This is a genomic window from Shewanella decolorationis, from assembly GCF_004354305.1.
Taxonomy (GTDB): domain Bacteria; phylum Pseudomonadota; class Gammaproteobacteria; order Enterobacterales; family Shewanellaceae; genus Shewanella; species Shewanella decolorationis.
This window is the reverse complement of sequence record NZ_CP037898.1, coordinates 846821-868367: the sequence shown is the minus strand read 5'-3', so window position 1 is coordinate 868367 and position 21547 is coordinate 846821. Positions and strand designations below refer to the sequence as shown.

Annotated in this window: 17 protein-coding genes; 3 read left to right on the top strand and 14 right to left on the bottom strand. The window is 46.5% G+C overall.

What is annotated here, in order from left to right; genetic code table 11:
• Positions 1 to 223: 223 nt before the first annotated feature.
• Complete coding sequence (locus tag EYR25_RS03795) at positions 224 to 2389, bottom strand: TonB-dependent siderophore receptor (RefSeq protein ID WP_133178599.1); 2166 nt, start codon at positions 2387 to 2389, stop codon at positions 224 to 226.
• A gap of 916 nt (positions 2390 to 3305) precedes the next feature.
• The gene (locus tag EYR25_RS03785; RefSeq protein ID WP_133178598.1) at positions 3306 to 4844 is read right to left on the bottom strand and encodes a M17 family metallopeptidase; all 1539 of its coding nucleotides are present in this window, start codon (positions 4842 to 4844) and stop codon (positions 3306 to 3308) included.
• A gap of 218 nt (positions 4845 to 5062) precedes the next feature.
• On the opposite strand from EYR25_RS03785, the gene EYR25_RS03780 reads away from it, so the two are divergent.
• The 3 genes from EYR25_RS03780 to EYR25_RS03770 all read left to right on the top strand — a co-directional run bounded on the left by EYR25_RS03780 (position 5063) and on the right by EYR25_RS03770 (position 8971).
• Positions 5063 to 6523: an aminoacyl-histidine dipeptidase gene (locus EYR25_RS03780; protein ID WP_133178597.1), complete on the top strand. Its 1461-nt coding sequence runs from the start codon at positions 5063 to 5065 to the stop codon at positions 6521 to 6523.
• Positions 6524 to 6706: 183 nt separating this feature from the next.
• Positions 6707 to 7261, top strand: a complete 555-nt coding sequence (locus EYR25_RS03775) for a PDC sensor domain-containing protein (RefSeq protein ID WP_023268348.1) — start codon at positions 6707 to 6709, stop codon at positions 7259 to 7261.
• Positions 7262 to 7324: 63 nt separating this feature from the next.
• Positions 7325 to 8971 carry a methyl-accepting chemotaxis protein gene (locus EYR25_RS03770; RefSeq protein ID WP_133178596.1) on the top strand — a complete coding sequence of 549 codons (1647 nt, stop codon included), beginning with the start codon at positions 7325 to 7327 and terminating at the stop codon, positions 8969 to 8971.
• A 242-nt stretch (positions 8972 to 9213) separates the two neighbouring features.
• Here the strand turns inward: EYR25_RS03770 and dinB are convergent, their stop codons facing one another.
• The 12 genes from dinB to EYR25_RS03710 form a co-directional block, all read right to left on the bottom strand.
• Positions 9214 to 10287 carry a DNA polymerase IV gene (gene dinB / locus EYR25_RS03765; RefSeq protein WP_133178595.1) on the bottom strand — a complete coding sequence of 358 codons (1074 nt, stop codon included), beginning with the start codon at positions 10285 to 10287 and terminating at the stop codon, positions 9214 to 9216.
• Positions 10288 to 10438: 151 nt separating this feature from the next.
• On the bottom strand, positions 10439 to 12442 hold the full coding sequence (locus EYR25_RS03760; protein WP_133178594.1) for a methyl-accepting chemotaxis protein: 2004 nt from the start codon (positions 12440 to 12442) through the stop codon (positions 10439 to 10441).
• 297 nt (positions 12443 to 12739) lie between these two features.
• Positions 12740 to 13207 carry a bacterioferritin gene (bfr, locus tag EYR25_RS03755; protein ID WP_011621737.1) on the bottom strand — a complete coding sequence of 156 codons (468 nt, stop codon included), beginning with the start codon at positions 13205 to 13207 and terminating at the stop codon, positions 12740 to 12742.
• Between the two features lie 9 nt (positions 13208 to 13216).
• On the bottom strand, positions 13217 to 13690 hold the full coding sequence (gene bfr, locus EYR25_RS03750; RefSeq protein WP_133178593.1) for a bacterioferritin: 474 nt from the start codon (positions 13688 to 13690) through the stop codon (positions 13217 to 13219).
• Positions 13691 to 13927: 237 nt separating this feature from the next.
• Positions 13928 to 14152 carry a (Na+)-NQR maturation NqrM gene (gene nqrM, locus EYR25_RS03745; protein ID WP_011071354.1) on the bottom strand — a complete coding sequence of 75 codons (225 nt, stop codon included), beginning with the start codon at positions 14150 to 14152 and terminating at the stop codon, positions 13928 to 13930.
• An 11-nt stretch (positions 14153 to 14163) separates the two neighbouring features.
• Positions 14164 to 15222 carry an FAD:protein FMN transferase gene (locus EYR25_RS03740; protein WP_039978924.1) on the bottom strand — a complete coding sequence of 353 codons (1059 nt, stop codon included), beginning with the start codon at positions 15220 to 15222 and terminating at the stop codon, positions 14164 to 14166.
• 98 nt (positions 15223 to 15320) lie between these two features.
• On the bottom strand, positions 15321 to 16577 hold the full coding sequence (nqrF, locus tag EYR25_RS03735) for an NADH:ubiquinone reductase (Na(+)-transporting) subunit F (RefSeq protein ID WP_023268354.1): 1257 nt from the start codon (positions 16575 to 16577) through the stop codon (positions 15321 to 15323).
• Positions 16578 to 16623: 46 nt separating this feature from the next.
• Positions 16624 to 17232 (bottom strand): NADH:ubiquinone reductase (Na(+)-transporting) subunit E, encoded by a 609-nt coding sequence (gene nqrE, locus EYR25_RS03730; protein WP_006080469.1) that lies wholly within the window; start codon positions 17230 to 17232, stop codon positions 16624 to 16626.
• A 6-nt stretch (positions 17233 to 17238) separates the two neighbouring features.
• Positions 17239 to 17871, bottom strand: coding sequence for an NADH:ubiquinone reductase (Na(+)-transporting) subunit D (locus tag EYR25_RS03725; RefSeq protein WP_023268355.1), 633 nt, complete (start codon positions 17869 to 17871; stop codon positions 17239 to 17241).
• On the bottom strand, positions 17871 to 18659 hold the full coding sequence (locus tag EYR25_RS03720) for a Na(+)-translocating NADH-quinone reductase subunit C (protein WP_011621732.1): 789 nt from the start codon (positions 18657 to 18659) through the stop codon (positions 17871 to 17873). The genes EYR25_RS03725 and EYR25_RS03720 overlap by 1 nt, the downstream gene beginning before the upstream one ends.
• The gene (locus EYR25_RS03715) at positions 18652 to 19851 is read right to left on the bottom strand and encodes an NADH:ubiquinone reductase (Na(+)-transporting) subunit B (RefSeq protein WP_023268357.1); all 1200 of its coding nucleotides are present in this window, start codon (positions 19849 to 19851) and stop codon (positions 18652 to 18654) included. Before EYR25_RS03715 ends, EYR25_RS03720 begins: the two co-directional genes overlap by 8 nt.
• A complete protein-coding gene (locus tag EYR25_RS03710; RefSeq protein ID WP_133182726.1) occupies positions 19851 to 21185 on the bottom strand; it encodes a Na(+)-translocating NADH-quinone reductase subunit A in 1335 nt (444 codons plus the stop codon). Before EYR25_RS03710 ends, EYR25_RS03715 begins: the two co-directional genes overlap by 1 nt.
• Positions 21186 to 21547 lie beyond the last annotated feature (362 nt).

Sequence of the window (21547 nt, the reverse complement as noted above, 5' to 3'; positions counted from 1 at the left end):
TTAAAGCTCATGCTAAATAGGGGTTAGCAAGCCAATCTTAATCTCGGGAAAGTTCTAATGCCGCTCAGGATGAACAGCACATTGTTTTTAAAGCAAAATAATCACAAAACAGCACAATGCTTATATATTCGGTCGCCTCTGCGCAGCAAATGGGAGTGAAGTCGATAGCAAAAAGCCGGTACCCTTAAGGGCGCCGGCTTTTTGAGTTCAACGGGGAAACAGCTTAAAAACGATAGTTAAAGCTGACGGTAAAGTTACGTGGCGCGCCGTAGTGATACGCACTGTAAGCTAGGCCAGACGCTGTCATATAGGCATAGTATTTCTCATCCAACAGATTCTCTACGTTAACCTGCAGATCCATATTCTCAGCCAGATCGTAGCGCGCCATCAGATTCACTAAGGAATAGTCATCCTGTTTGATTGTCGCACCGCCACCTTCTGAGTAACTGTCACTTTGCCAATTCACCCCACCACCTATGGTTAACTCGGGCAATAAATCCACAAATTGGTAGGTAGTAAAGAGTTTAAATTGCTTCTGTGGGCTGGTAGTTGCGACTCGCTTACCCTCTGCATCTTCGGCATTAAATTGCGAATAACCCGCAGAGATATTCCAGCCATCGGCAGGCTCACCTACGACTTCGAGCTCAAACCCCTTACTCTTAGTGCCTTGTGCGGCTTCATAGTAATTCACGGGTTGGCCACCGATAACAATCGTTCCAGCTAAGGTTGCCAAGTTATCTTGGTCAATTTGGAACACGGCCACTGTGGTATGTAGGCGATCGTCAAGATAGGAACTCTTCAAACCTAATTCGTAGGCTTTGCCCTCTAATGGATCTAAATATTCTTGATTAGCATCGAAATAATTTTGCGGATTAAAAATCCCGGTATAGCTGGCGTAAATACGGTGCTCTTCATTGATATCGTATAAAGCACCAACATAGGGCACAAACACACCATCATCGCCAAAGTTAGTATCGGTACCATAGCTCACGCCTTCACGGTTCCAGCTTGAGATACGTCCACCGGCGATCAGTTTAAAATCATCGGTGATGGTCAGGCGAGTCGCCGCATAAAAGCCTTTTTGCTCGGTATCCATATTGAGCTGACGGTTCGCATTGGTCGACCATTCTGGCTCGGCAAACTGATTTTGTTGCCATTCGTAGAAGTTATCGACCACTTGTGAGTCCCATCCCGCCATATCGTCACGGATAGGCTCATAGGTATCGGCGTAGGATTTTTGCTTACTATATAAGGCGCCTGTCACAAACTCATGGGTTTGACCAAAGAGGTCATAGTCGCCCTTAAGCTGCACATCAAAGTTATTCGAGTTACTTTCACCATGGCTGTGATAACGCTGACCACTGAGCCCAGCACCCGTGTCTTTATCGAGTAAACCCGACATGTAGATCATCTTAGTGGTGGTTTCATATTCCATGCGGTTGTAGTTAGCGACTAGTTGCCAACCATTGCTGAAGTAATGATTTAGGTTAGCAAAGTAGTTGATATTCTTGGTTTCCCAGCGGCTCCAATCGGCGGCTGTGGTGGCGGAAGTATCCCAATCTGTGGCAGAGCCATCGCTAAAGACGGCGGGCAACGCGCCCCACATCGCACCTTTTGGATCGTTGTGGTTATAGCTAGCACCGACACGCAGTAAAGTGTTGGCGGTGATATCGCTATCGACAACACCATAGAGAATAGTTTTACGGTCTTGATACAGATTTTGGTAGGAATCGTTATTTACATACTTAGCGACTAAACGGCCACGGACACTGCCGTCTTCATTCAGACCATTGGACACATCCGCAGTGACTTGTTTTTTATCCCAACTTCCCGTTGCGACATCCACATAACCTTTAAGATCTGCGCTGTCGGCATGCTTACGCACTAAGTTAATCGAGGCAGAAGGATCGCCTGCGCCCGTTAATAAACCCGTAGCACCACGCACAACTTCAACACGCTCATAGATAGACACATCCGATACCGTTTCACCAGCATCGCCGCCTAAACTCCAAGATAAAGGCACGCCATCAATTTGATAGTTTTGCACGGTAAAACCGCGGGCCGAAAAACCGTTACGCACGTTATCGGTTTTTGAAGAAGACAGGCCCACAGTGTTATTCACCACGTCGACCACAGTATTTAACGCCTGATCTTCAATCCGCTCCGCCGTCATGATGCTGACCGACTGTGGCGTTTCCCGCAGCGTGAGCCCGAGACCTGTCGCTGTATCAATATTTCGACTCACAGTGTATTTACCCATCACTGTGATTTTCTCGATATTTTGATCTTGTGTCTCTATTTTAGAAGAGGTTTGTTCTTCAGCCATCAACGCCAAAGGATTCAATGCTAGTGTTACCGCAGCCGCAAGAGGAAGTAGATTAAAACGCATAGTCGTTCAGCAAGTTTTGTTAAGGTGTGCACACGGTAACACCATTGAGAACGATTTGCATTTGTATTTTATGTGATAAATATAACAAAACTGTCATTCTTAAGTATTACAAAACAAATGCCACGCTCATGAAAAAGTTTTACGCTTTAAAAACAAATAATTAAAGAGTGTCATCAACACAGGGCATTTTTGCCATTAGGCAAAAATTTTTTGACGAGATTCTAGGATATGAGCGAAATCAGTTATCTAAGCTGAAAAACAGGTAAAAAAAAGCCTGCTCAATGAGCAGGCAAGACATATTTCAAGCGTCCCTTTCGGGGAAGTACATAACCGCGCTAGCGGAAAACCTGGCATACCCATGCAAAAACACCGATATGCTACTTGAGTCTAAACACGCCAAATAGGCGATACAAAGGTTGATGGATGATGGAAACTAGGTTTAAAGGGATAGTTAGCCCTTAAAGCTCATAGCGAATAAACCGCCACGCAAAACATCTGAATTTAACCAAGTGTTTTGCCAATAAAAATGGTTGTTGCCTGTATAAGACATAGTCAATTACTCCTAAGTAAAGTTGAGATTAAGTACTCTAGTGAAGCTTGGCTCGGTTCCTTGGAACTAGAGATTCTCAAATCCGTTGAGACGACTTGTCACTCGGGTCCTTGGAGAAGGGTATCCATCCTGGATAGACTAGAGGGGAAAGGCCTATTGCCCTGTCCACAAAAGCTATTATAGGTTTCTGTAGTTTTATTACAAGCTTTTTTTGTATTTTTTTTGATTAAGGCTTTTTAATGTAATTTAATTACGTAAAACTACCAAAAATCTTGGCGACCTGCATCACATAAAAACAGAAATAATCCTGTAACCACCTAATAAGTAAGATATTACAGAATTATTTCTATTTATTACGTAAAGTTGTTAACGATTGATCAGATATTGATACAGACCGACTAAGGGACTCGCTGTGGGTTTACCATAGAGCGGATCGCCTTCTGTGGCACTGCCAGCGATATCTAAGTGTGTGTAAGCTAAAGGAATTGCAGCGTTAACACCGTGTTCAAACAATCCCGAAGCCTTGAGCAGAAAGGCCGCAGGATATTGATGCCCACGGGCCGTCACCGAAGATGGTGCATTGTTAGAAGATAAAATATCGGCCGCCCCCGACACTTCGCGGATCTTGGCAAAGTCCTCGCGACGTAATGTAGAAACCTCAAAAGGTTCGCCCCATTGGCTTGCCTGTAGCGCGAGAGTCTGCGCACACTTGGCGCCACTTGCGACCGCATTTTCAACCGCAGCAGGATACGACCCGTAACAACGCACCACATGGCCTGTAAGAGTCGCGACCGAGAATAGCTCAGGTTGCACCGCCGAAACAGCTTTAATACGCAGATGACTTAACAGGTCTGCCAATACTAAGCGCCCTTCCGCATCCGTATTACCAATGCGTACCCGCACGCCCGCATGACTGGTGATAATTTCATCGGTGACAAAGGCTTCGCTACCAATGCTGTTACGCACTAAGCCTAGTTCGGCGATCACTCGGATCCCTTTAGGCTTGAGCATAGACAAGGTTTTAAATAACCCCGCCACGGCAGAGGCGCCGCCTTTATCACGGCTCATGCCCGCCATTGCGCCGCCGACTTTCAGATCGGCACCGCCCGTATCATAGACCACACCTTTGCCGGCAAATAAGAAGGTACGAGTAATCTCACCCTCGGGCAGATATTCGAGTTTCACCACCCGCGGTTGATGCCGCCCAACGGCAAAGGAAGAACGCGCCACCGCGCTTAACAGCGGATAATCCCGCTCGAGAATATCCCTATCTTCCACCACAGCAGTTTTAATCACGCTGCCTTTAAAGGCTTGCAAGCAATATTCGGCAAAGGCCTTAGCCGACATACGCTCAGGTTCAGTGCCACATAAATCCCGAGCCAACACACGGCCAGCTTCTAATGCGTTGAGCAAGTCATTCTTTTCAGATGTTAAAGACAGCAACCCTATGGCTTCAAAGGCTGGCGTTAAGCCCGTTGCCTCGCGCAATTCTAAGGTTTGCCATAATTCTTGACCGCAGGCGAGCGCCGCAACTTCAGTCGCAAAACCAAACTTGGGCGTGGTAGAAGGCACCACATAAAGCAGGGGACGCTTAGCACCCGCGTCCTTAGCGATAGCAATCGCGGCTCTTGCCGCATCGCCATAAACACGCACATCGGCATAATCATCAGCCACTTGAGTGACGGGCGCTATGATTAAACGGCCACCGGCTAAACCGGGGGCAAACAATAACGTCGGGCTCTTACCGACACGCTTATCGACCTTAGCGCCATGCTCGGCCAATAAACTGATCTCATCAATTCCGATAGAAACGAGATCCGGAGTGACCACCACAACCGCATCCCAACATTCGCCATCAAAAATGGCATTTTCTGCTTGTACATCAACAAAGTTAACTTGAAACATGACCCATCCTTTTTCATTATTGTGCCTGCATTATTCCCGCTATAACGCTTAATTACCAATCAAAAAATCCCTTTGTCCCCATCGAAAAGACTGAGGGTGGCAACTTTCGCTGCCACAAGCACACGCAAGCTTATCGAGAAGATTAATCGGCCGAGCAGAATGTGGTAGGATCAAGCCAAATTTGCCCTATACCCACAAGACCTGATGAGGGACCTCCTGTGACAGCGTTAAGTCAGTTATACCCACAGCCTTTATGGCAATGGTTCGAACAAATCTGTGCAATTCCCCACCCTTCCAAACATGAACAAGCACTCAGCCAACACATCCAAGCCTGGGCTAAGAGTAAACAACTCGATGTCGTGGAAGATGCGGTCGGCAATTTAATCATTCGCAAACCCGCAACCGCGGGAATGGAAGATCGCAAAATCGTCGTGATCCAAGCTCACATCGATATGGTGCCGCAAAAGAATGCCGACAAAGTGCATGACTTTACCAAAGATCCTATCGAAGCCTATGTTGATGGAGACTGGGTTAAGGCCAAAGGCACAACCTTAGGCGCCGACAATGGCATTGGCATGGCATCCGCCTTAGCGATTTTAGGTAGCGACGACATCAAACACGGCCCGCTGGAAGTGCTGCTCACTATTGATGAAGAAGCGGGCATGACAGGCGCCTTCGGCCTGCAAGCGGGTATGCTCGATGCTGAAATCCTGATCAATACAGACTCAGAGCAAGAAGGTGAAATCTACATGGGTTGTGCTGGCGGCGTCGATGCCCAGATCACTCTGCCTATGGTATGGCAAGCCTCGGAGCAAAGTTACGCATCATTTAGCCTGCATTTATCGGGCTTAAAAGGCGGTCACTCTGGGGTTAACATCCATTTGGGTCGTGGTAACGCCAATAAGCTTCTGGCACGCTTCCTGTTTGAAAATGCCGATGAATTAGCGCTGGAATTAACCCAATTTACCGGTGGTTCACTGCGTAATGCTATCCCCCGTGAAGCCAATATCAGCTTTATGTTACCCGCTGAAAATGTCGATGCGCTGAATGAAAAAGTGCGTGCTTTTGAAGCCTTAGTCCGCGCCGAGCTGGCCATTGCCGACCCAGACATGCGTTTAGTGTTGAGCGAAATCCCAACACCAAAACGTGTGATGAGTGAAAACAGCCAAAACACCCTGATCGACCTGCTGCATGTATGCCCTAATGGCGTGATGCGTATGAGCGATGAAGTCGCGGGCGTGACCGAAACCTCACTCAACGTTGGTGTGATTAGCACTAACGATGAAGAAGTCAGCATTCTGTGCTTAATTCGCTCGCTCATCGATTCGGGCCGCACTCAGGTTGAAGGCATGCTCAACGCACTGACCAACCTCGCTGGCGCCGAAATTGAATTCAGTGGCGCTTACCCAGGTTGGAAGCCAGATAACAGCTCACCCGTAATGGCGATTGTGCGTGAGACCTACGAGTCTATCTACCATAAAGAACCGGTTATCATGGTGATCCACGCGGGTCTTGAATGCGGTCTGTTCAAGAAGCCTTATCCAGAAATGGACATGGTGTCGATTGGCCCTACCATCCGCTATCCACATGGACCAGATGAAATGGTCAATATCACCACAGTTGGTCAATACTGGGATCTGCTCCTTGCCGTGCTAGAACGCATTCCCGCTAAGGCCTAAGTAAGCTCTCTTCAGACTCAACCGCGCATATAATGCGCGGTTTTTTTATTTCTTTTCCGTTAGAAATAAAGTGTTAATTCCCATCAACAATTTCGATTCTCTACTATAGTTGTTTAGCAACTCCATAAAACTAGTAGCATTTAGCTACACCGTTATAAACTTGCTCGCTTAAGGAAAGAGATCATGAAACTAGGAAAAATTGTTTCTGCAGCCCTATTGGTTTTAATCAGTCACATCAGTTTTGCCGAAGAAGTGCCGCAAGCAGTCATAGAGTTAGCAGACACCCTAATGCCATTAGGCAAGGAACCCGTACTTGTTTCAGCAGTGAAAGCACAAAATGCTCAGGGAAAAAGTTTAGATTCCATCAAAGAACTCGACCAAAAGTGGATCGCCACTGAAGGTATCGATCCCTTCATGTCATCATTGATGAGCAATGATGCAGCCAAATTCTTAACAACCTTCGAAGCAAGCAAACCTTATTACCAAGAAATTTTCCTAATGGATAATCAAGGGGCTAACGTCGCAATGACAGCTAAAACCTCTGACTATTGGCAGGGCGATGAAGATAAGTGGCAGAAATCCTTCGCAAATGGAAAAGGGGACAAACATATTGGCCCCGTTAAATTTGATACCAGCTCACAAGCCTATTTAGTGCAAATATCTATCCCTGTTATGGATGGCGACACTGCCATTGGCGCAATAACGATAGGGATCAACCTTGATGAATTTGGCAAGTAAGTACTAACGGCAACATTGATTTTAATACGCTACTCATCCTAGCTGATCTCAAGGAAGTCATTTATGCGTTGGTATAAGGATCTATCTATAAACCAAAAACTTATCTACCCGAGTCTGCTACTTGCTGGGGTCGTTATTTTTGCATCTTTCACAGGGATTGTGGGCCTAAAGGCACTAAAACAAAGTGCAGATAAACTGGCATTAGAATATTTACCTAGCCAATCCCTGCTGCTACAAGCGGATAAAGAGTTATACCAAGCGCAAGTGGCCGAAAGGAGTCTGATGTTTGTTAATGTTGGAACAGACTCCTACAACCAACTTTTGAAGCAACACAGTCAGAGTATTGAGCTAGTCAACCAACACTTAACTCATTTTGCCAAGGTAACAACAAGTCAGCTGGCTCTAAATCAACTCACAGAGTTGACCCAGACTTTTAATGAATGGCAAAAAATAACCAATGAAATTAGTAATCAACGTACTAACAATGGCCGAAATGGTCGCACCACAGCAATAGATTTAAGCTTTGGTCAAGGTGCAACCCTCTTTGACAAACTCCATATACAAATCAGTCACCTGACCAATGAGCTAAATAGCCATACAGAGGGTGCTGTAGAACAAGTCGAAGCAGATGCCCTAGAAGGACAAAAACTACAACTTGTCGCCCTTGCAATCAGCATTATTATTTGCGCGATCTATGTCATAGCGTTACCGAAATTAATAAGTCGGCCACTCGCTGTTTTATTAGCGAAAATTCATGACATTACCGATGGTGATGGCGATTTAAGAGCAAGGATTAACTTAACCTCCAAGGATGAGCTTGGAGACTTAGCCCGCGCCTTTAATCATTTCCTGGACAATCTGCATAGTATTATTTCGCAGTTTAAAGACTCGACCACCAGGCTTACGCTATCAGCACAAGGGCTTGCCCACGCCAGCGAAATGGCCAAGCAAACCTTAAGGACGCAGGAAGAAACGACTCGAAAAGTGGCAGATGCAAGCGACCATATCGCAGCCTCTGTGCAAGAGGTTTCAAGCAGCGCTAACCATGCAGCAGAGGCGGCTAAACAGGCTGACAACTATACCGCCACAGGCCAAGAAAAAGTACAAAACACTATAGCTGTTATCCGACAACTCGCCCAAGATGTTAGCCAAGCAGAAAACCAAATTAACAAGCTAGAGCTCGAAGGGCAGCACATAGGCAAAGTACTGGAAGTGATTCAAGCTATCGCCGAACAAACCAATTTACTTGCCCTAAATGCTGCCATTGAAGCCGCTCGCGCAGGAGAACAAGGTCGAGGCTTTGCCGTGGTGGCAGATGAAGTGCGCTCTCTCGCCTCCAAAACCCATCAATCAACGGAGGAAATAAAACTGATGATAGCGAATGTCCAAAATGGCACTCAAAGTGCTGTGGCAGCTATCAATATCGGTAATCAAAAAGCGATTGCTAGTGTGGAAGCCGCTAGCAATGCTGGAGAAGCTTTGGCTCATATTGCGGAAATGGTGAGTGAAATCAGCGAAATGAATAATCAAATCGCGCTTGCCGCAAAAGCACAGTCAACAATGGAAAACGAAAGCCATCAAAATATTCAACATATTGCCGAGCAATCAGAAGAGAGTCGACATACAACAGACGAAATCCATGCTGCAAGTATCCAACTTTCAACCATGGCCAATGAACTAACAGCCTTAGTCAGTCGCTTTAAGCTGTAACCATAAAAAGCGCTAAGCAAGAAATTGATTAACTCGGGTAACGAGTGTCGAAAATTAATTTAATAAATCAATGCGATAGATGATTATTTGGTTAACAAGAATCTTTTTTGACTGAATGTGCAGATTTTCCGTATATCAAGGCGCTCTGTCTCACCATAGCCGGCTATGGTGAGACAGAGCAACGTAGAGAGGCCCGAAAAGATGCCTATTCATCAGCTCGACTTACCCCTGGCACAGGTTGATTACATTGAGAACGCGAGCTGGGTTTGCAACGATTCAACCTCAACAATAGGTGACTTGTCGGCAAGCCCAACTGCCACCCCCAAAAGTCGAATACCTCTTCCCTCTTGTCTTCCTATTGCCTGCGCTAATAATTCATAAAACAACATGACCGAAATATCATGACTACGGTGCTCAATGGTCGTTTGTTTAAAATCACTGAACTTAAGCTTTACAACCTGTTTGTGAATTTGCCTATCCTTTGCACTGCGGCTTAAGCGAACCGATAACTCTTGAATTAATCCCGGCATCACCTGCTGGCATTGCTCCAGCGTATAAATATCCTGAGCGAGAGTGGTCTCAACGCCTACGGATTTACGCTCGCGGCTCACTGAAATCCCACGATCATCGATGCCATGGGCCCGCTCGACTAACACTGTGCCAAACTTACCAAAACGGGCAATCAGCTCTTGCTTTGGATAAGCCTGCACATCTGCGCAGGTATTTAAGCCTAGCAAAGACAGTTTCTCAGCGGTCACTTTACCCACTCCGGGGATTTTCCGCAGGGATAAGCTTTTAACGAACTCGGCGACCTCATCGGGTGGGATAACACACTGCCCGTTGGGTTTATTTAAATCAGAGGCAACCTTGGCAAGAAATTTAATCGGTGCCACGCCCGCCGATGCCGTCAGCCCAGTTTCGGTAAAAATATCCCGACGTATCGCCTCGGCGATTAAAGTGGCAGAGCCCTTAAACAGCTTACAATCGCTGACATCTAAATAGGCTTCATCGAGGGAAAGCGGTTCGATTAACTCTGTGTATCGGCAGAAAATGGCGCGAATTTGCTGCGACACCTCTTTGTAGACCTGCATACGACCGGGAACGAGGATAAGATCGGGACACAATTTCAGTGCGTAGCCCGTCGCCATGGCAGAACGCACACCAAATTTGCGCGCCTCGTAATTACAAGTGCTGATGACGCCACGCTGCACCCGACTGCCGCCGACGGCCAAAGGCTTACCGCGGTATTCGGGAAAATCCCGCATTTCCACCGCAGCAAAATAGCAATCCATATCAATATGAATGATTTTTCGCACCTTGCATTCCTCCGACATCCAAAATACTGTATATAAAAACAGTAATCAAGTATCACTTTTCAATTTGCAACGGTGCTGTTTGCGCTTGGATTGTTAGCGCCCAAAAAACAAAGGGAGCCCCTAAGGCTCCCTTGATTTACAACTATTTGAATTAAATCTTAAATTGCCCAATGTTGCGGGTCAGTTCATGAGTCGCTTGCTCAAACCCCTGCAAACTTTGGGATAAATCTTGGCTTGAGAGCAAAGACTGATCGGACAAACCGCGCACGCTAACAACGTTTTGTGCCACCTCTTCAGCCACAACGGCCTGCTGGCCAATCGCAACGGTAATTTCCACCGTTTGTTGCTGAATCGACACAATCGCACTGGCGATATCACTTAAGGCTTGCTCCACTTGCGTGGTCAGGTCTTGCCCGACTCTTGCCTGTTCAACCCCAGACTCCATCACCTGCTCGGCTTGTAGCGCGCTCTGCTGCAGGGTTTGGATAATCCCTTGAATGTTGGCGGTAGAATCTTGGGTACGGGATGCGAGAGTTCGCACTTCATCGGCCACTACGGCAAAACCTCGACCTTGCTCACCCGCCCGCGCCGCCTCGATGGCCGCATTGAGCGCCAGCAAGTTGGTTTGGTCGGCAATGTTGCGGATCACGCTTAACACTTCGCCAATTTGCTCTGAGCTGCTACGTAACTCCTTGATGACTTTGGCGGCTTCAATCACTTGAACCGATAATGCTTTCATGCCTTCGGTCGCGCGGGACACGATTTGGGTGCCGTCATGGGCCTGAGTCTGTGCCTTTTCGGCAAAATCATTCGCCCGTTGAGCGCTAATCGCCATTTCTTGGCTAGTCTGCGCCATTTGGGTGGCAGCCGTGGCCACTGAATCGATTTGTTGTTTCTGCGATGACACAGAAGAGACCGCTAAATCACATACTTGGCGAGCATCCATCACCCCAGTGCCAACCTCTTGGGTAAGATGTCGGGTATGCAGCAGCATCTGCTGCACCTTTTCGGCAAAGCGGTTGAAGGCATCACCCAGCTTGCCTAACTCATCTTCGCGCTCCATTAAAATGCGTTGGGATAAATCACTATCACCCTCGGCAATATCTTCCATAGCATCCAGCAATTTGCCAAGCTGGCGTCTAAAGGGCAACAACATCAACCATACTGTGATGCCAACCAAGAGCATAATTCCTAAGGCAACAAAACAGGCATTCCAAAAGGCTTCAGTCACAGGCGCTTCAATCACCTCATGGGGCAACATAAAGGCTAAGTGCCATTTCTGCTTAGGATAATCACCGCCCACAGACACAAAGGTTACCCGCTGCGGCACACCGTTAAAGGTGACTTCGGCAAAGCCCTTCGCTTCGCGCTGCATTTGCTGCCTTAAGGCGGTAAAGCCTGAGGTGTCCTTAAACTGGTTATCGATTTGATTCGCAAGTGAGCCCGGCGGGAATTTATCCGAGAATCCAGGGAAATAAACCAGCTTACCTTCGTCCGTCATCAGGAAGGCTTGGCCGTAATTGCGGTATTTGATTGGCGCTAACAGGGTTTTGCCAATGGTATCGATGAGAATATCCATACCACCAATCCCAATCAGCTCACCATTGGCGCCATAGACTGGGGTTTTAACTGTGGCCGAAATCGAGCCATCGTTGGCATCGACCGCAGGATCGCCCACAAATAGGCCGCGCTGATCGATAGCCTCCTGCCACCAAGGACGTTTATTGGTGTAATAGTTTGGATCGCCATCGAAACGGCCATTGAGGTCGAAATATTCAAAGGTATTTGCCGAGCCGAAGAACACTGACTTCACATCGCTATCACGGTCGGAAAACGAGCGGAAATAACGAATAATATCTTGATACTGCTGATCATTGGCTAAGTTACTGCCACGGGCATGGTATTGGCTAAACCAGTTGATAAGCCCTGGCTCGGCAAATACTGAGTGGATCACTTGCCCCTTAGCCACAAAATAACCACCAATCTCATTGGCCTTTAAGGCTACGAGCGCCGAAATGTCCGCATCCACTTGCTTACGTGTGTTATTACTTTCTTTATTCACGAGCAAAGCAGCAACTAAAGTAAGAAGTACAGCAAGGGCACCGACGATAGTGACCACTAACTGCAAACTTAGAGAACGTTTTATATATCTCATTCATCTTCCCGTCTGGCTGATCAACCACTTAACAAAAAATCATGCAAAAACAGTTTCACACGGTAACAATTTTTACCCGCCAACAACAGCCGAAATGATGAGAAAAAACGTAAACAAGTATTTGTAAAGAAAAGACATTAGCAAATAATAGGAATCACTAAACAAAGGACTTCCATCAGAAGATCCCATCACTATCACTAACTTTTACAGAATGTTAGACCAAATACTCAAAATCCCAATAAAAAAGCCAGTCACGGAATGACTGGCCTGAGTGTTTGAGCCGCGCTACTGACGCTATTACATCTTAGTTTGCAGGTAATTCGCTAAACCAATACGGTCAATCAAACCGAGTTGTTTTTCTAACCAATACATATGGTCGGATTCGGTATCGTCGAGTAAGACTTCTAAGATCTCACGGGTTTGGTAATCTTTCTTCGACTCACACAGGGCAATCACCTTACGTAAATCATCGGCCACCTTGTATTCATAGGCCAAATCGTTACGCAGCATCTCTTCGACGTTTGAACCGATATTGAGCGCTTCCCGTGCGGCCACATTCGGCACGCCTTCGAGAAATAAAATACGCTGTACCAGTTTGGCCGCATGACCTTTTTCATCATCCGACTCGTGGGCAATACGCTCATAGAGTTCGTTCAGCCCCCAGTCTTCGTACATATGAGCATGCACAAAATACTGATCCATCGCCGATAACTCTCCCGTTAGGAGTCGATTCAACGCGTCGATGACTTCTTTATCACCTTTCATATTCAGCTCCTATGACTCACTAATTTGCGATTGAAGATAGTTTTGAATGCCGGTTAAGCTAATCAGCTCCTGCTGCGATTCGAGCCAATCTAAATGCTCTTCTTCATCTTCAAGGATATCTTCCAGCAGATCACGACTGACATAATCCTGCTCGGCTTCGCAGAGGCTAATGGCATCCCGCAACAGTATGAGTTGTTCCTGCACCAGGGCTAAATCGCAATCGAGCATCTCTTGAGTGTGCTCACCAATACGCAGTTTTTCGAGCTGTTGCAGATTCGGTAATCCCTCTAAAAATAATACCCGCTCGATAAGCTTATCGGCGTGCTTCATATCTTGGATGGATTTCTTGTATTCGACGTGATTTAGCTTCTCGAGGCCCCAATGTTTGAACATTCTGGCGTGGAGAAAATATTGATTAATGGCCGTTAACTCACAGGTAAGTACCCGATTGAGTTGTCCCACCACTTTAGGATGACCTTTCATAAGTAACGATCCTTGATATGAGTGAAAGATTGATCTAAATCAAGCTTCTAGCCTAGTACAGTTTTCAACCCAACTCAAATTTTCTTTATTTTTCACAGACTTAAAGATAAAAAGCATTCTCATTATCGCTTAGATTAGCCCGCTATCCTCCTCATATATCAGGGATTAATTTTGCCAGTGCTAAAACCGAGGCAAAAAATAGCCTCCAGAGGAGGCTATTTCAGTTGAAGCGGATAATTAAATGATCCTGTCTTTGGTTAACTTCGCTCGGCGCGCTTCTTCAGCGGCCATACGACGCTTACGCTTGTCGCAGGGATCATCACAATCGCAGGCTTTTTCAATCCCTAATACACCTAAACCGCCACAGCTTCCTTCCACGGCTTTGCGCTTGATGAGATAACCTATCGACATAAGCAAAAAGAACAGTAATAAAATCACAAATGCCGCGATAAAAGTGCTCATGTTAACTCCAACTACTTAAGGAAAGGCTTGAAGGCGTCACTGTAGTAGACTTTAAATCCTTCGCCTTGCTTTTCTATTAGCATTATCGCCAAGTGTTCTTTCTTGGCAAGCTCCAATGACGCTTCTGTGCCCAAAACCATCATCGCCGTCGCAAAACCATCGGCCGTCATACATTCTTTATGCAAAACGGTCACAGATGCTAGCTTATGATTAATAGGTAAACCGGTACGTGGATCAATTATATGAGTAAATCGCTGACCTTCTTCCTCATAATAATTGCGATAATCCCCCGACGTTGCCATCGCCATAGTGCCAGGCTCAATCACCTGTTGCACTGCCATGCCCTCATCGGTCGGTTTCTCTATCGCGACGCGCCACGAACTGCCATCGCCTTTGGTGCCCTTAATGCTCAGCTCGCCACCAATTTCGACTAAGTAACCAGTTGCATGGTACTTATCTAAAATAGAGGCCACTTTGTCCACACCAAAACCTTTGGCGATTGAAGACAGATCCACATATAAATGCGCATTGTGTTTGCTTAAGCGATTGCCTTCGATAGAAAGCTCACTGATACCCGTTTTGGCTTTAGCCGCATCGATATCCGCTTGAGTCGGCACTTTGGTTGGGCGCTTATCGGGGCCAAATCCCCATAGGTTCACCAGCGGCCCTAAGGTAATATCTAAGGCTTTGTCTGTCACGTTATACAAACGCATACCTTCTTTAACCACTTTGATGGTATCAGGAGAGACTTCGACGCTTTGCTCAAGCGGTAACTGGTTGAAACGTGATAATTCTGAATTGGGTCGATAGGTCGACATCTGGTTATTGACCAGCTCTAAGGCTAAGTCAATCTCGGCCTGCAGTAATTGGGCCGTCGGCATTTGCTCATTGGGAACCACTTTAATGTGGTAGGTCGTGCCCATTGTGCTACCCGCGAGGGAGATAACCTCATCCTGTTTGCTACAGGCTGAAATAAAAAAGGCTAGACCTACAAGGACCAGCCAGCTCACTGAATGCTTTAACACTGAGGTTTTTAACACGGGGGTTTTTAACGCTAGGGTTTTAAACATAGTGACTAACAACTCTTTTGGATGCCCTTTAATGCAAAAGTTGCAGATGAGAGCTCTACTCCACATCTGCAACTCTTCTCACCTTGGGCTAATTCACATTAGCCGCCGAAGTCATCCAACAGGATGTTTTCGTCTTCGACACCAAGATTTTTCAACATACCGATCACGGCCGCGTTCATCATTGGAGGTCCACACATGTAGAACTCACAATCTTCTGGCGCTTCATGGTCTTTCAGGTAGTTTTCATACAGTACGTTATGGATGAAACCTGTGTAACCATCCCAGTTGTCCTCAGGTTGAGGATCAGACAGGGCCACATGCCATACGAAGTTGTCGTTTTCAGCCGCTAAGCCGTCAAAGTCTTCAACGTAGAACATTTCACGCTTAGAACGTGCACCGTACCAGAAGCTCATCTTACGCTTAGACTTCAGACGCTTCAGTTGGTCGAAAATGTGTGAGCGCATTGGGGCCATACCCGCACCACCACCGATAAACACCATTTCTGCATCGGTATCTTTCGCGAAGAATTCACCGAATGGACCAGAAATCGTGACTTTATCGCCAGCCTTTAGGCTCCAAATGTAAGATGACATCTTACCGCATGGTAAGCTCAAGTTACGTGGAGGTGGCGTTGCGATACGCACGTTCAACATGATTATGCCAAACTCTTCTGGATAGTTAGCCATTGAGTAAGCACGGATCGTTTCTTCGTCAACTTTAGATTCTAACTTGAAGAAGCCAAAGTGTTCCCAGTCACCACGGTACTTTTCAGGTACGTCGAAATCAGCATATTTAACATGGTGCGCAGGCGCTTCGATCTGGATGTAACCACCCGCACGGAACGGAACAGATTCACCATCAGGAATTTGCAGCTTCAGTTCTTTAATGAAGGTCGCCTTGTTATCGTTAGAGATAACAGTACATTCCCACTTCTTAATACCGAAAATTTCTTCGTCAAGCTCGATTTCCATGTCGTTCTTAACGTTCACCTGGCAAGACAGACGGCAACCTTTGCGGGCGTCCCCCTTGCTAATATGATCTAATTCTGTTGGCAGAATATCACCGCCGCCAGACTTAACCACTACGCGACATTGGCCACAAGAACCACCGCCACCACAGGCACTTGATACGAAAATACCGTTGTTTGCTAGCACGCCTAATAGCTTGCCACCTGCACCGGTTGTAATCGCTTTTTCAGGATCGTCGTTGATGCCGATCGTGATGTCACCGCTAGACACTAGCTTAGATTTAGCGAATAAAATCACTAACACTAAGACTAGGACGATAGCAGTAAACATACTCACACCGAGGTAAACCTCAAGCGGAGTAGATTTAAAAATACCAAGAATATCCATTAACTTATCCTTAGAAGGTCCAATTCAAGAAGCCGTTTGGTGTCTCTTACAGAGACACACCAGAAAACGACATGAAACCTAAGGCCATTAAACCAGCGGTAATAAAGGTAATACCTAAACCACGCAGGCCATTCGGCACATCGGCGTACTTCAGCTTCTCACGGATACCGGCCATCAATACGATAGCTAATGCCCAACCTACTCCAGAGCCGAAACCAAACACCACACTTTCGCCCAGCTTGTAGTCACGCTCAACCATGAATGATACCGCACCGAAAATCGCACAGTTCACAGTGATCAGAGGTAAGAAGATACCTAACGCGTTGTACAAAGGAGGAAAGTACTTATCCAGTGCCATTTCCAGAATTTGAACTAAAGCCGCAATCACACCGATAAAGGTAATGAATTTCAAGAAGCTTAGGTCAGCTTCAGGTGCACCAGCCCAAGCCAGTGCGCCAGGTGCTAACAGCCCTTGGTAAATAACTTGGTTAGCAGGAACAGAGATAGTTAACACTACAACTACCGCAATCCCTAGGCCCATCGCGGTAGTCACTTTCTTCGATACCGCTAAGAAAGTACACATACCTAAGAAGAAGGCCAGTGCCATGTTTTCAATGAAAACAGAGCGAATTAACAGGCTAATATAATGTTCCATCTCAAATTACCCTTTTGCTTCAACTTGCTCTGGCTTATAGGTACGAATAATCCAAATCAGCATACCGATCAGGAAGAACGCACTCGGCGGCAGTAATAACAGACCGTTTGGTTGATACCAGCCACCTTCAGAGATCTTGTGCAGGATTTGAACACCGAACAGAGAACCGTTACCAAACAGTTCACGCACGAAGCCAACGGCTAACAGAATCGCACCGTAACCTAAACCGTTACCGATACCATCCATAAAGCTCATCATTGGCGGTGTTTTCATCGCATAGGCTTCAGCGCGACCCATTACGATACAGTTCGTAATGATAAGGCCCACGAATACCGATAACTGCTTAGAAATCTGATAAGCATAAGCCTGCAGCAATTGGTCAACCACAATTACCAGAGAGGCAATAATGGTCATCTGTACGATAATACGTACGCTGCTAGGAATATGGTTACGGATCATTGAGATAAACAGGTTAGAAAACGCTGTTACCGCAGTTAATGCCAACGCCATTACCAGTGCAGTTTCGAGCTTGCTCGTTACCGCTAACGCACTACATACACCAAGGACTTGTAATGCAATCGGGTTGTTGTTGACGATAGGTCCAGTCAGAACCTGTTTCAGTTCTTTAGCGTCAGACATTAGCTGAGACCTCCATTGCGTGCTTTTTCAATGAAACTCGCAAAACCTTCTTTACCTAACCAGAATGTCAGAGAGTGTTGAACACCGTTACTGGTCAGAGTCGCGCCGGATAATGCATCCACACCGTATTCAGTGCTAGCAACAGCTGGGTTTTTAGTTACGCTGATAGCAATATTACCTTGCTCATCAAATAACTTCTTACCGTGCCATTTGGCTTTCCACTGAGCGTTTTGAACTTCACCACCAAGACCAGGGGTTTCGCCTTGCTCGTAGTACACTAAGCTTTGAATCGTGTTCAGATCAGCATCTAACGCGAGGAAAGCATACATAGTTGACCACAGGCCATAACCATGAACTGGCAGAATTACGCTGGTTAACTTACCTTGCTCGTCACGCACTAAATAAACCACTGCATCTTCAGCAACACGCTTAACCGAAGCGATGTCGTTTTCAGGTACAAATGAGGTCTTTACATCGCGAGACGCTTTACGTTGATCGAATGTATTGGCATCAACACCTTCAACCCAATCACCGGTTTTTAAGTTAACTAACTTAGCTTCGATGTGCTTGCTGTAAGTATCCAAAATTTGAGCTTTGGTTACTTTGCCCGCTTTAGTGTCAATCAGACCCGCAGCTTCGAGGATGTACTTTTGCTTATCAAGCAGCTTGTTTTCTGCTTGAGTTGGGCGCAGTAATACTGCCGCAGTCGACACGAATATCGCACAAATTAGACATAAGCCAACGACGATAAATAACGTTCTGCCGAACGAATCTTTATTACTAGCCACGAGCAATCCTCCGCTTGATATTTGCCTGAACCACGAAGTGGTCGAACAATGGCGCGAACAAGTTAGCAAACAGAATCGCTAACATCATGCCTTCTGGGAATGCAGGGTTAATCACGCGGATAAACACAGCCATTGCACCAATCAAGATACCGTATGCCCATTTAGCTTGGTTAGTGAATGACGCAGACACTGGGTCAGTCGCCATAAACATCATGCCAAATGCAAAACCACCTAACACTAAGTGCCAGTACCAAGGCATTGCAAACATTGGGTTAGTGTCGCTACCGATCACATTTAATAGTGTAGAGATAGCAATCATACCGACCATCACGCCGCCAACGATGCGCCATGAAGCGATACGGGTATAGATGATAACCAGACCACCTAACAGAATCGCCAGAGTCGATACTTCACCCACAGAGCCTGGAATGAAACCGAAGAACGCATCCCACCAGTTTTGGTTGAAGGCATAATCTAAGGTGCCCGCAGCCGCTTGGCTCAGCGCCGTTGCACCAGAGTAACCGTCAGCCACCACCCAAGTAGTGTCACCAGACATGTTCAGTGGGTAAGCAAAGAACAGGAAGGCACGACCAGCTAGGGCTGGGTTTAAGAAGTTACGACCCGTACCACCGAACACTTCTTTAGCCACAACCACACCGAAGGTGATACCTAAGGCCACCATCCACAATGGGATAGTTGCAGGCAGGGTTAACGCGAACAGGATAGAGGTAACGAAGAAACCTTCGTTAACTTCGTGGCCACGGATAGCAGCAAACAGCACTTCCCAGATACCACCGACGGCGAAGGTCACCGCGTAGATAGGTAGGAAGAAACAGGCGCCGTACCACATCAGTGCAGGCCAGCCAGAGTTGGCGGTCAGTTCGGTACCGAACATGCCAAATAGGCTCACTTGCCATACGTCAGGCGTTGCAAAACCCGCGATTAACGCAAGTTGTGCTTGCAGACCGACGTTGTACATACCGACGAACATCGCAGGGAAGGCACAGGCCCAAACCGTGATCATCATACGTTTCAGGTCGATATTGTCGCGAACGTGGGTTTTGCCCTTGTTCACTTTACCTGGCGTATAAAAAATGGTGTATGCCGCTTCGAAGAGGGCATAAAACTTTTCGTATTTACCGCCTTTTTCAAAGTCGGGTTCAATACGTTCGAAAAAATCTTTCAAGCTCATTAGCCTTCCCTCTCGATCGTATCTAAACAGTCACGCAGATATGAACCGTAGTCATATTTGCCTGGACATACGAACGTACACAGTGCGAGATCTTCTTCATCCAACTCTAACGCGCCCAATGCGGCAGCACCATCAAAGTCACCTGAGATCAGGTCACGCAGCAACATAGTAGGAAGAATATCCAATGGCATTACACGCTCGTAGTTGCCAATTGGCACCATAGCGCGGTCTGAACCACCTGTACTCGTTGTCATATTGAACAGACGAGAAGTGCTTAAGTGGCCTAGGAATGCACGGGTAATAGAGTATTTGTTTGAGCCTGGTAACACCCAACCAAAGAATTCTTTTTCAGTGCCTTCTTCTAACAGACTGACCTGGGCGTGGTAACGACCTAAATATCCTTGAGGACCTACCGCAGTACGGCCATTGAGCACAGAACCTGAAACAACACGTACGTTACCGTCTAAGGTTTCGCCCGCGGTCAGTTCAGTCATGCTTGCACCTAAAACAGTGCGAACCAAACGTGGCTTAGCCGCTTTAGGACCGGCAATCGCAACCACACGTTCGGTATTTAGTTGACCAGTAGTAAATAGCTGACCAATGGCTATTACATCTTGGTAACCGACATGCCAAACAGTACGTTTTGCAGAAGCTGGAAGTAGGAAATGGATATGAGTACCAACTAGACCCGCTGGGTGAACACCTGCAAATTCTTCAACTTGGGCATTAGCGGCAGGAATATCGGCACCAGGCGCTTTACAAAGGTAAACTTTACCTTCAGTAAGTCTTGCTAAGACCTTAAGACCATTAGCAAAATCTTCTTTATGCTCGCGGATCACTACAACAGGATCGGCAGCATGGGGTTGTGTATCAATCGCGGTTACAAAAATACCAGCGGCAGAAGAGTCTACGGCAGGCACTTTGCTGAAAGGACGTGTACGCAATGCAGTCCATAAGCCTGACTCAATCAGGTTGTCACGGACCAGTTGCGAGTCAAGCGTATCGAGAGCAGTGGCGTCATACTTAGCAAAGGCAACGCTTTCGTTCCCTTCTACTTGAATAACAACAGACTGCAGCACACGCTGGGCGCCCCGGTTAATGTCTAATATAGTACCACTGGCTAAAGCCGTATATTTTACGCCAGGATTTTTCTTATCTTCGAAAATCACCTGACCTTTTTGTACTTTATCGCCCACTTTGATCTTCATCGTTGGACGTAAGCCAATATACTCTTCACCCAAAGTAGCTACATGTTTAATGGCTGGGCCATTATGGATAACTTGCTCTGGTCCGCCTGCTATAGGCAGTTCCAATCCTTTCTTAATTGTAATCATATCCACAAGCACTACGTTTTGAAGGAAAGACAATGCGCCGCGTTCCTGCTAAATACTGAGGTTTTAAACAAAACCTACTGCATTGAGCTAGCGCAGATTTATCACAGAAATGCGATCGCAATCACGCTGGTCGCGCGCATTTTACCCCAATTACCGAGGCATCGCCACGAAAATTATAGGTGATTTCAAACCTCAAATGAGGATTTAAAAGAATGATGCACTACAGCGTTCACCTTCCGACCGAGTGAGGGCGCAGAAAGAGAAAATATTACGGTCGTCAAATACTATAACATTAATTTTTAAAGAATTAATTTAGCGAAAGGTCGATACCTCTTTGTACGGACGAGTATATCAATCCTTTC

Excerpts from the sequence above, each read along its gene's own strand:
- EYR25_RS03715 (WP_023268357.1), bottom strand. The coding sequence starts at position 19,851 with ATGAGCTTGAAAGATTTTTTCGAACGTATTGAACCCGACTTTGAAAAA.
- EYR25_RS03725 (WP_023268355.1), bottom strand. The coding sequence starts at position 17,871 with ATGTCTGACGCTAAAGAACTGAAACAGGTTCTGACTGGACCTATCGTC.
- nqrF (WP_023268354.1), bottom strand. The coding sequence starts at position 16,577 with ATGGATATTCTTGGTATTTTTAAATCTACTCCGCTTGAGGTTTACCTC.
- nqrM (WP_011071354.1), bottom strand. The coding sequence starts at position 14,152 with ATGAGCACTTTTATCGCGGCATTTGTGATTTTATTACTGTTCTTTTTG.
- EYR25_RS03740 (WP_039978924.1), bottom strand. The coding sequence starts at position 15,222 with ATGTTTAAAACCCTAGCGTTAAAAACCCCCGTGTTAAAAACCTCAGTG.
- EYR25_RS03775 (WP_023268348.1), top strand. The coding sequence starts at position 6,707 with ATGAAACTAGGAAAAATTGTTTCTGCAGCCCTATTGGTTTTAATCAGT.
- EYR25_RS03760 (WP_133178594.1), bottom strand. The coding sequence starts at position 12,442 with ATGAGATATATAAAACGTTCTCTAAGTTTGCAGTTAGTGGTCACTATC.
- bfr (WP_011621737.1), bottom strand. The coding sequence starts at position 13,207 with ATGAAAGGTGATAAAGAAGTCATCGACGCGTTGAATCGACTCCTAACG.
- bfr (WP_133178593.1), bottom strand. The coding sequence starts at position 13,690 with ATGAAAGGTCATCCTAAAGTGGTGGGACAACTCAATCGGGTACTTACC.
- nqrE (WP_006080469.1), bottom strand. The coding sequence starts at position 17,232 with ATGGAACATTATATTAGCCTGTTAATTCGCTCTGTTTTCATTGAAAAC.
- EYR25_RS03710 (WP_133182726.1), bottom strand. The coding sequence starts at position 21,185 with ATGATTACAATTAAGAAAGGATTGGAACTGCCTATAGCAGGCGGACCA.
- EYR25_RS03770 (WP_133178596.1), top strand. The coding sequence starts at position 7,325 with ATGCGTTGGTATAAGGATCTATCTATAAACCAAAAACTTATCTACCCG.
- EYR25_RS03795 (WP_133178599.1), bottom strand. The coding sequence starts at position 2,389 with ATGCGTTTTAATCTACTTCCTCTTGCGGCTGCGGTAACACTAGCATTG.
- EYR25_RS03785 (WP_133178598.1), bottom strand. The coding sequence starts at position 4,844 with ATGTTTCAAGTTAACTTTGTTGATGTACAAGCAGAAAATGCCATTTTT.